General features: G+C 65.0%; 6 protein-coding genes. 2 read left to right on the forward strand and 4 right to left on the reverse strand.

Annotation, left to right across the window (positions count from 1 at the left end; translation table 11 throughout):
• Positions 1–315: 315 nt before the first annotated feature.
• From ACFWUP_RS24690 to sdhC, 4 genes are read right to left on the reverse strand one after another with little or no spacing between them, the layout of a single operon-like run.
• Complete coding sequence (locus tag ACFWUP_RS24690; protein ID WP_379238097.1) at positions 316–1086, reverse strand: succinate dehydrogenase iron-sulfur subunit; 771 nt, start codon at positions 1084–1086, stop codon at positions 316–318.
• Positions 1086–2855 (reverse strand): succinate dehydrogenase flavoprotein subunit, encoded by a 1770-nt coding sequence (gene sdhA, locus ACFWUP_RS24695; protein ID WP_379238099.1) that lies wholly within the window; start codon positions 2853–2855, stop codon positions 1086–1088. Before sdhA ends, ACFWUP_RS24690 begins: the two co-directional genes overlap by 1 nt.
• Positions 2856–2871: 16 nt before the next feature.
• The gene (locus ACFWUP_RS24700; RefSeq protein ID WP_379238101.1) at positions 2872–3306 is read right to left on the reverse strand and encodes a succinate dehydrogenase hydrophobic membrane anchor subunit; all 435 of its coding nucleotides are present in this window, start codon (positions 3304–3306) and stop codon (positions 2872–2874) included.
• A 1-nt stretch (position 3307) separates the two neighbouring features.
• Positions 3308–3712, reverse strand: a complete 405-nt coding sequence (sdhC, locus tag ACFWUP_RS24705; protein WP_379238103.1) for a succinate dehydrogenase, cytochrome b556 subunit — start codon at positions 3710–3712, stop codon at positions 3308–3310.
• A 290-nt stretch (positions 3713–4002) separates the two neighbouring features.
• Between sdhC and ACFWUP_RS24710 the strand changes: the two genes are divergently transcribed.
• Positions 4003–4416, forward strand: a complete 414-nt coding sequence (locus tag ACFWUP_RS24710) for a cytidine deaminase (protein ID WP_379238105.1) — start codon at positions 4003–4005, stop codon at positions 4414–4416.
• Between the two features lie 19 nt (positions 4417–4435).
• Complete coding sequence (locus tag ACFWUP_RS24715; RefSeq protein ID WP_379238107.1) at positions 4436–5818, forward strand: thymidine phosphorylase; 1383 nt, start codon at positions 4436–4438, stop codon at positions 5816–5818.
• Positions 5819–6000 lie beyond the last annotated feature (182 nt).

The raw sequence follows: 6000 nt of genomic DNA on the forward strand, positions 1-6000 counted from the left end.
CCAGTGGCATTCACTCGGCACGGCTTGGCAGAGCCTGCGCACTCATGAACCGTTGCCACTATGACAGTTTCCCCATCTACCTCGGCGTCGCGTACATCCAGTTGTATAGGCGGGTGAAAGGCGGAGCGCGCCTTCTTGATCAAACCTTGCTTCAAGGTCTGGGGATCGGGCAGTCCAACCGGGCGGAAGTTGTTTCGCTCGTCTACTCAAATGCCCCTGTAAATGCTACCGAAAGGGTCTCGGGTGCTGGTAGCATTTCGAACGACAAAGGCCGCCCACACCTTTCGGTGCGGACGGCCTTGTGACGGGAAGGGGCTAGCGGGTGAAGAGCAGGGCCCGCTTGACTTCCTGGATCGCCTTGGTGACCTCGATGCCACGGGGGCACGCGTCGGTGCAGTTGAAGGTGGTGCGGCAGCGCCAGACACCTTCGACGTCGTTGAGGATGTCGAGACGCTCGCGGGCGCCTTCGTCGCGGCTGTCGAAGATGAACCGGTGGGCGTTCACGATCGCGGCGGGGCCGAAGTAGCTGCCGTCGGTCCAGTAGACGGGGCACGACGTGGTGCAGCAGGCGCACAGGATGCACTTGGTGGTGTCGTCGAAGCGGGCCCGGTCGGCCTGGCTCTGGATCTGTTCGCGGGTGGGCTCGTTACCCGAGGTCATCAGGTAGGGCTTCACCGCGCGGAAGGCGTCGAAGAACGGTTCCATGTCGACCACGAGGTCCTTCTCCACGGGCAGGCCGCGGATCGGCTCGACGGTCATGGTGAGGGTCTTGTCGCCCTTGGGCAGCAGGTCCTTCATCAGTACCTTGCACGCCAGGCGGTTCACATTGTTGATCCGCATGGCGTCGGAGCCACACACACCGTGGGCGCAGGAGCGCCGGAAGGTGAGGGTGCCGTCCAGGTAGGACTTGATGTAGATGAGCACGTTGAGGAAGCGGTCGGTCGGCAGGACCGGCACCTGGAACGAATCCCAGTAGGCGCCTTCACCGTTCTCGGGGTTGAACCGGGCCACCTTGACGGTGACCATGACCGAACCCTCGGGGACCGGCGCCGGCTTCTGCTTGACGGTATCGACTGCAGCAGTCATCAGTACTTACGCTCCATCGGCTCGTAGCGGGTCTGCACCACCGGCTTGAAGTCGAGGCGGATCTCGGAGATGAGCTCCGGCCCCTCCTTGTACGCCATCGTGTGCCGCATGAAGTTCACGTCGTCGCGATCCGGGTAGTCCTCGCGAGCGTGACCGCCACGCGATTCCTTGCGGTTGAGCGCGCCGACGACGGTGACCTCGGCCAGCTCGAGCAGGAAGCCCAGCTCGACGGCTTCGAGCAGGTCGCTGTTGTAGCGCTTGCCCTTGTCCTGCACCGTGATCCGGGTGTAGCGCTCCTTGAGCGTGTGGATGTCGGTGAGGACCTTCTTGAGGGTTTCCTCGGTACGGAACACGCCCGCGTTGGCATCCATGGTGGCCTGCAGCTCGGTGCGGATGTCGGCCACGCGCTCGTTGCCGTGATCGGACAGGATCAGCGCGAGCCAGTCCATCACCATCTGCGACGGGTTCTCCGGCATCTCGACGAACTCGGTGCGGTTGGCGTACTCGGCGGCCGCGATGCCGGCGCGACGGCCGAACACGTTGATGTCGAGCAGCGAGTTGGTGCCGAGACGGTTGGCGCCGTGCACCGAAACACACGCGCACTCACCGGCGGCGTACAAACCGGGGACCACGTCGGTGTTGTTGCGCAGCACCTCGCCACGGATGCGGGTGGGGATACCGCCCATCACGTAGTGGCAGGTCGGCATGACCGGCACGAGCTCGTGCACCGGGTCGACGCCCAGGTAGGTGCGCGCGAACTCGGTGATGTCGGGCAGCTTCTCCTCGAGCACGTCCTCGCCGAGGTGGGTCACGTCGATGTAGACGTAATCCTTGTTCGGCCCGGCGCCACGGCCCTCGGCCACCTCGAGCACCATCGAGCGGGCGACGATGTCACGCGGCGCGAGGTCCTTGATGGTGGGGGCGTAGCGCTCCATGAAGCGCTCACCGGAGGCGTTGCGCAGGATGCCGCCCTCACCGCGAACCGCCTCGGAGATGAGGATGCCGAGGCCCGCGAGGCCTGTCGGGTGGAACTGGTGGAACTCCATGTCCTCCAGGGGCAGGCCCTTGCGGAAGACGATCGCCATGCCGTCACCGGTGAGGGTGTGGGCGTTGGAGGTGGTCTTGTACATGCGGCCCGAGCCACCGGTGGCGAACACGATCGACTTCGCGTGGAAGATGTGGATCTCGCCGGTGGACAGCTCGTAGGCGACGACGCCGGTGGCGACGGGGCCACGGTCGGTATCGGTCATCACCAGGTCGAGCACGTAGAACTCGTTGTAGAACTCGACGTCGTGCTTGACGCAGTTCTGGTACAGCGTCTGCAGGATCATGTGACCGGTGCGGTCGGCGGCATAACACGCGCGACGCACGGGCGCCTTGCCGTGGTCACGGGTGTGGCCACCGAAACGACGCTGGTCGATCTTGCCCTCGGGCGTGCGGTTGAACGGCAGGCCCATCTTCTCGAGGTCCATGACCGCGTCGATGGCCTCTTTGGCCATGATCTCCGCGGCGTCCTGGTCGACGAGGTAGTCGCCACCCTTGACGGTGTCGAAGGTGTGCCATTCCCAGTTGTCTTCTTCGACATTGGCCAGCGCGGCGCACATGCCGCCCTGGGCCGCACCGGTGTGGCTGCGAGTCGGGTACAGCTTGGTCAGGACCGCCGTGCGCGCGCGCGGACCGGCCTCGATCGCCGCGCGCATGCCCGCGCCACCGGCGCCGACGATGACCACGTCGTAGCGATGCTCCTGAATCGGACGGGATTCACTCATGCGAGGTGGCCTGTTCCTAACCTGTGATGTTGGGGTCGAAGGTGAAGATGACGTAGGTGCCGACGCTCACGACCAGGACCATCGAAACCACCAGGATGACCTTGAGCCAGAACCGGGTGGAGTCCTTGCGCGAGTAGTCGTCGATGATCACGCGCAGGCCGTTGCCGCCGTGCAGCTGCGCCAGCCACAGCATCGACAGGTCCCAGAACTGCCAGAACGGGCTCGACCAGCGGCCGGCCACGAACGCGAAGTTCAGGCGGTTCACGCCACCGTCGATCATCAGCATGATGAACATGTGGCCCAGGACCAGGATGATCAGGAACAGGCCGGAGATGCGCATGAACAGCCATGCGTACTTCTCGAAGTTGCCGTTGGACTTGCCGCGCGGGGAGCGGGGCAGGTCGAGGCTGGCCGGGCGGTCGTAGGACTTGGCGAGGACTGGTGCGCTCATATCAGTGCTCCGTCAGCAGGTAGAAGAACTGGCGGCCGACGCCGGCGGCGGAGACCAGAACCCAGATGGCGAGGACAACCCACAGCATCTGCTTCTGGAATCGCGGACCCTGGGACCAGAAGTCGACGAGAATGACCCGGACGCCGTTGAGGGCGTGGAACAGGACAGCGACGACGAGGCCCATCTCCATGAGCGCGACCACGGGGTTCTTGTAGAGCGCGATGGAGTTGTCGTAGGTGTCCGGGTTGACCCGGACCAGTGCCGTGTCCAGCACATGCACGAAGAGGAAGAAGAACAGCGTGACACCGGTGATCCGGTGCAGCGCCCACGACCACATGCCGGGGTCGCCGCGGTACAGCGTCTTCCGCTTCGGCTGGGCCGGAGCCGGAGCTTCTATCGTGGTCATAGAGTGCGGTGCCTCCAACGTCGTTGATGGACCCGGTCACAGATCCGACGCCGGCATGCGTGGAGGGGCAAATGCCCAGGTGGCTGCGCTGTATTCTCGAGCGCTGGCCCGCCGCCGGGAACCTGAACCGATCTTCGCTGAACTCTAATCCCCTCTGTTTCGCGGAACTAATTCGGCGTGCCGTGCGTTGCGCGTAAAACTGGCGAGTTAGGTTTACCTTTCTCGATGCCGGATACTGGTGTTCCGGCCTCTTTTTCCCCGCGTTCGACGGGATCCGCTGGAGGTTTTCGATGCCCGAAATCGACTGGAATGCGCTGCGCACCATGGCAATTGGCGCAATGGAGGCGGCTTACGCGCCGTACTCGGGGTTCCCCGTCGGTGCTGCTGCTCTCAGTGCGGACGGTCGAATGGTGAGCGGTTGCAATGTGGAAAATGTCTCATATGGGCTAACCCTGTGTGCCGAATGTGTACTCGTCGGTAACTTATTTTCCACCGGTGGGGGGCGGCTGATCGCCGTCTCGGTGACCGATTCCCGGGGCGAAATCCTGATGCCGTGTGGGCGGTGTCGTCAGCTGCTGTTCGAGCACGGCGGGGGTTCGTTGCTGGTGGATCACGCCGAGGGACCGAAGCCGCTGGCCGAGTTGCTGCCGTACGCGTTCGGCCCGGACGATCTCGCTGCCGGTCAGACTGGCGATGGCGCGTAACCACTGATTTAGTGAGCACATGGGTAACTCGTCGGGAACGAACGAACGCTCCACCCACCTGCCGCCGGACGCCGACGCAAGTCCGCCCGCGCACGAGCCTGGCTTGAATACCCGGAGTGGCGGCCACAGCGCGGTTTCGATCATTACTGCCAAGCGCGACGGCGGCGAGCTGTCCGACGCTCAGATCGACTGGGTGGTGGATGCGTTCACCCAGGGGGTCGTGGCCGACGAGCAGATGTCGGCGTTGGCCATGGCGATCGTGTGGCGGGGGATGACCCGGCGCGAGACCGCGCGGTGGACTGCGGCGATGATCGGGTCGGGGACCCGGATGAACTTCACCGATCTGCCTCGCCCGACCGTCGACAAGCATTCGACCGGTGGTGTCGGCGACAAGATCACCCTCCCGTTGGCTCCGCTGGTGGCGGCGTGCGGGGCCGCGGTGCCGCAGTTGTCGGGGCGTGGGCTCGGGCATACCGGTGGGACGTTGGACAAGCTCGAGTCGATCCGTGGGTGGCAGGCCGATGTCACTGTGCCGCGGATGCGGGAGATCCTGGCCGATCCGGCGATCGGTGCGGTGATCTGCGCGGCGGGGGCCGATCTGGCGCCTGCCGACAAGCGGCTCTACGCGCTGCGCGACGTGACCGGGACAGTCGAGTCGATTCCGTTGATCGCCAGTTCGATCATGAGCAAGAAGATCGCCGAGGGGACGGCGGCGCTGGTGCTGGATGTGAAGGTGGGGTCGGGGGCGTTTCTGAAGACTCTCGACGGGGCTCGGGAACTCGCCACGGCGATGGTCGAACTCGGGCGGGATGCGGGGGTGAACACGGTCGCGTTGCTCACCGCGATGGATACTCCGCTCGGGCGGACTGCTGGCAATGCGATGGAAGTGGCTGAGTCTGTCGAGGTTCTCGCTGGTGGGGGGCCTGCTGATGTTGTCGAGCTGACTCTGACGCTCGCCCGCGAGATGGTCGCGCAGGCTGGTTTGCACATCGATCCGGCTGAGGTGCTGGCCGATGGGCGGGCGATGGATCACTGGCGGACGATGATTCAGGCGCAGGGTGGGGATCCGGATGCGCCGCTGCCTGTTGCTCGGCATACCGAGGTCGTTCGGGCCGAGTCGAGTGGGGTGCTCGCCCGGCTCGAGGCGATGGGGGTGGGGGTTGCTGCTTGGCGGTTGGGGGCGGGGCGGGCTCGTCAGGGGGAGAAGGTGCAGGCGGGGGCCGGTATCGAGATGCATGCCAAGCCGGGGGATTCGGTGGTGGCGGGGCAGCCGTTGTTGACGCTGCATACGGATACTCCGGAGGCTTTTGCGGGGGCTTTGGCGGCGCTTTCGGACGCGGTGACCGTTGAGGCGATCTCGGAGTGGAAGCCTGGCGAGTTGATTTTGGGGCGCATCGGCTGATCTGGGTTCGGGGGGTGGGGATGCCTGGGTTCGAGTAGTCCTGGGGGCGGGTTGGTGCGGCAGAGCTTCGGGGTTTGAGTAGTCCCGGGTGGTTTGAGGCTGTGTTTATTGGAGCGCTGGCGCGCTCGAGCGCGGCCCCCTGGGGCCGCGAGTTAGCCGCCGTTGCTCGCGCGTCGCGCATG

The organism is Nocardia sp. NPDC058658, assembly GCF_042716665.1.
Classification (GTDB): domain Bacteria; phylum Actinomycetota; class Actinomycetes; order Mycobacteriales; family Mycobacteriaceae; genus Nocardia.

Bases quoted from the DNA above. Each gene is read 5' to 3' on its own strand.
- ACFWUP_RS24710 (WP_379238105.1), top strand. From the start codon at position 4,003: ATGCCCGAAATCGACTGGAATGCGCTGCGCACCATGGCAATTGGCGCA.
- ACFWUP_RS24690 (WP_379238097.1), bottom strand. From the start codon at position 1,086: ATGACTGCTGCAGTCGATACCGTCAAGCAGAAGCCGGCGCCGGTCCCC.
- ACFWUP_RS24700 (WP_379238101.1), bottom strand. From the start codon at position 3,306: ATGAGCGCACCAGTCCTCGCCAAGTCCTACGACCGCCCGGCCAGCCTC.
- sdhC (WP_379238103.1), bottom strand. From the start codon at position 3,712: ATGACCACGATAGAAGCTCCGGCTCCGGCCCAGCCGAAGCGGAAGACG.
- ACFWUP_RS24715 (WP_379238107.1), top strand. From the start codon at position 4,436: ATGGGTAACTCGTCGGGAACGAACGAACGCTCCACCCACCTGCCGCCG.
- sdhA (WP_379238099.1), bottom strand. From the start codon at position 2,855: ATGAGTGAATCCCGTCCGATTCAGGAGCATCGCTACGACGTGGTCATC.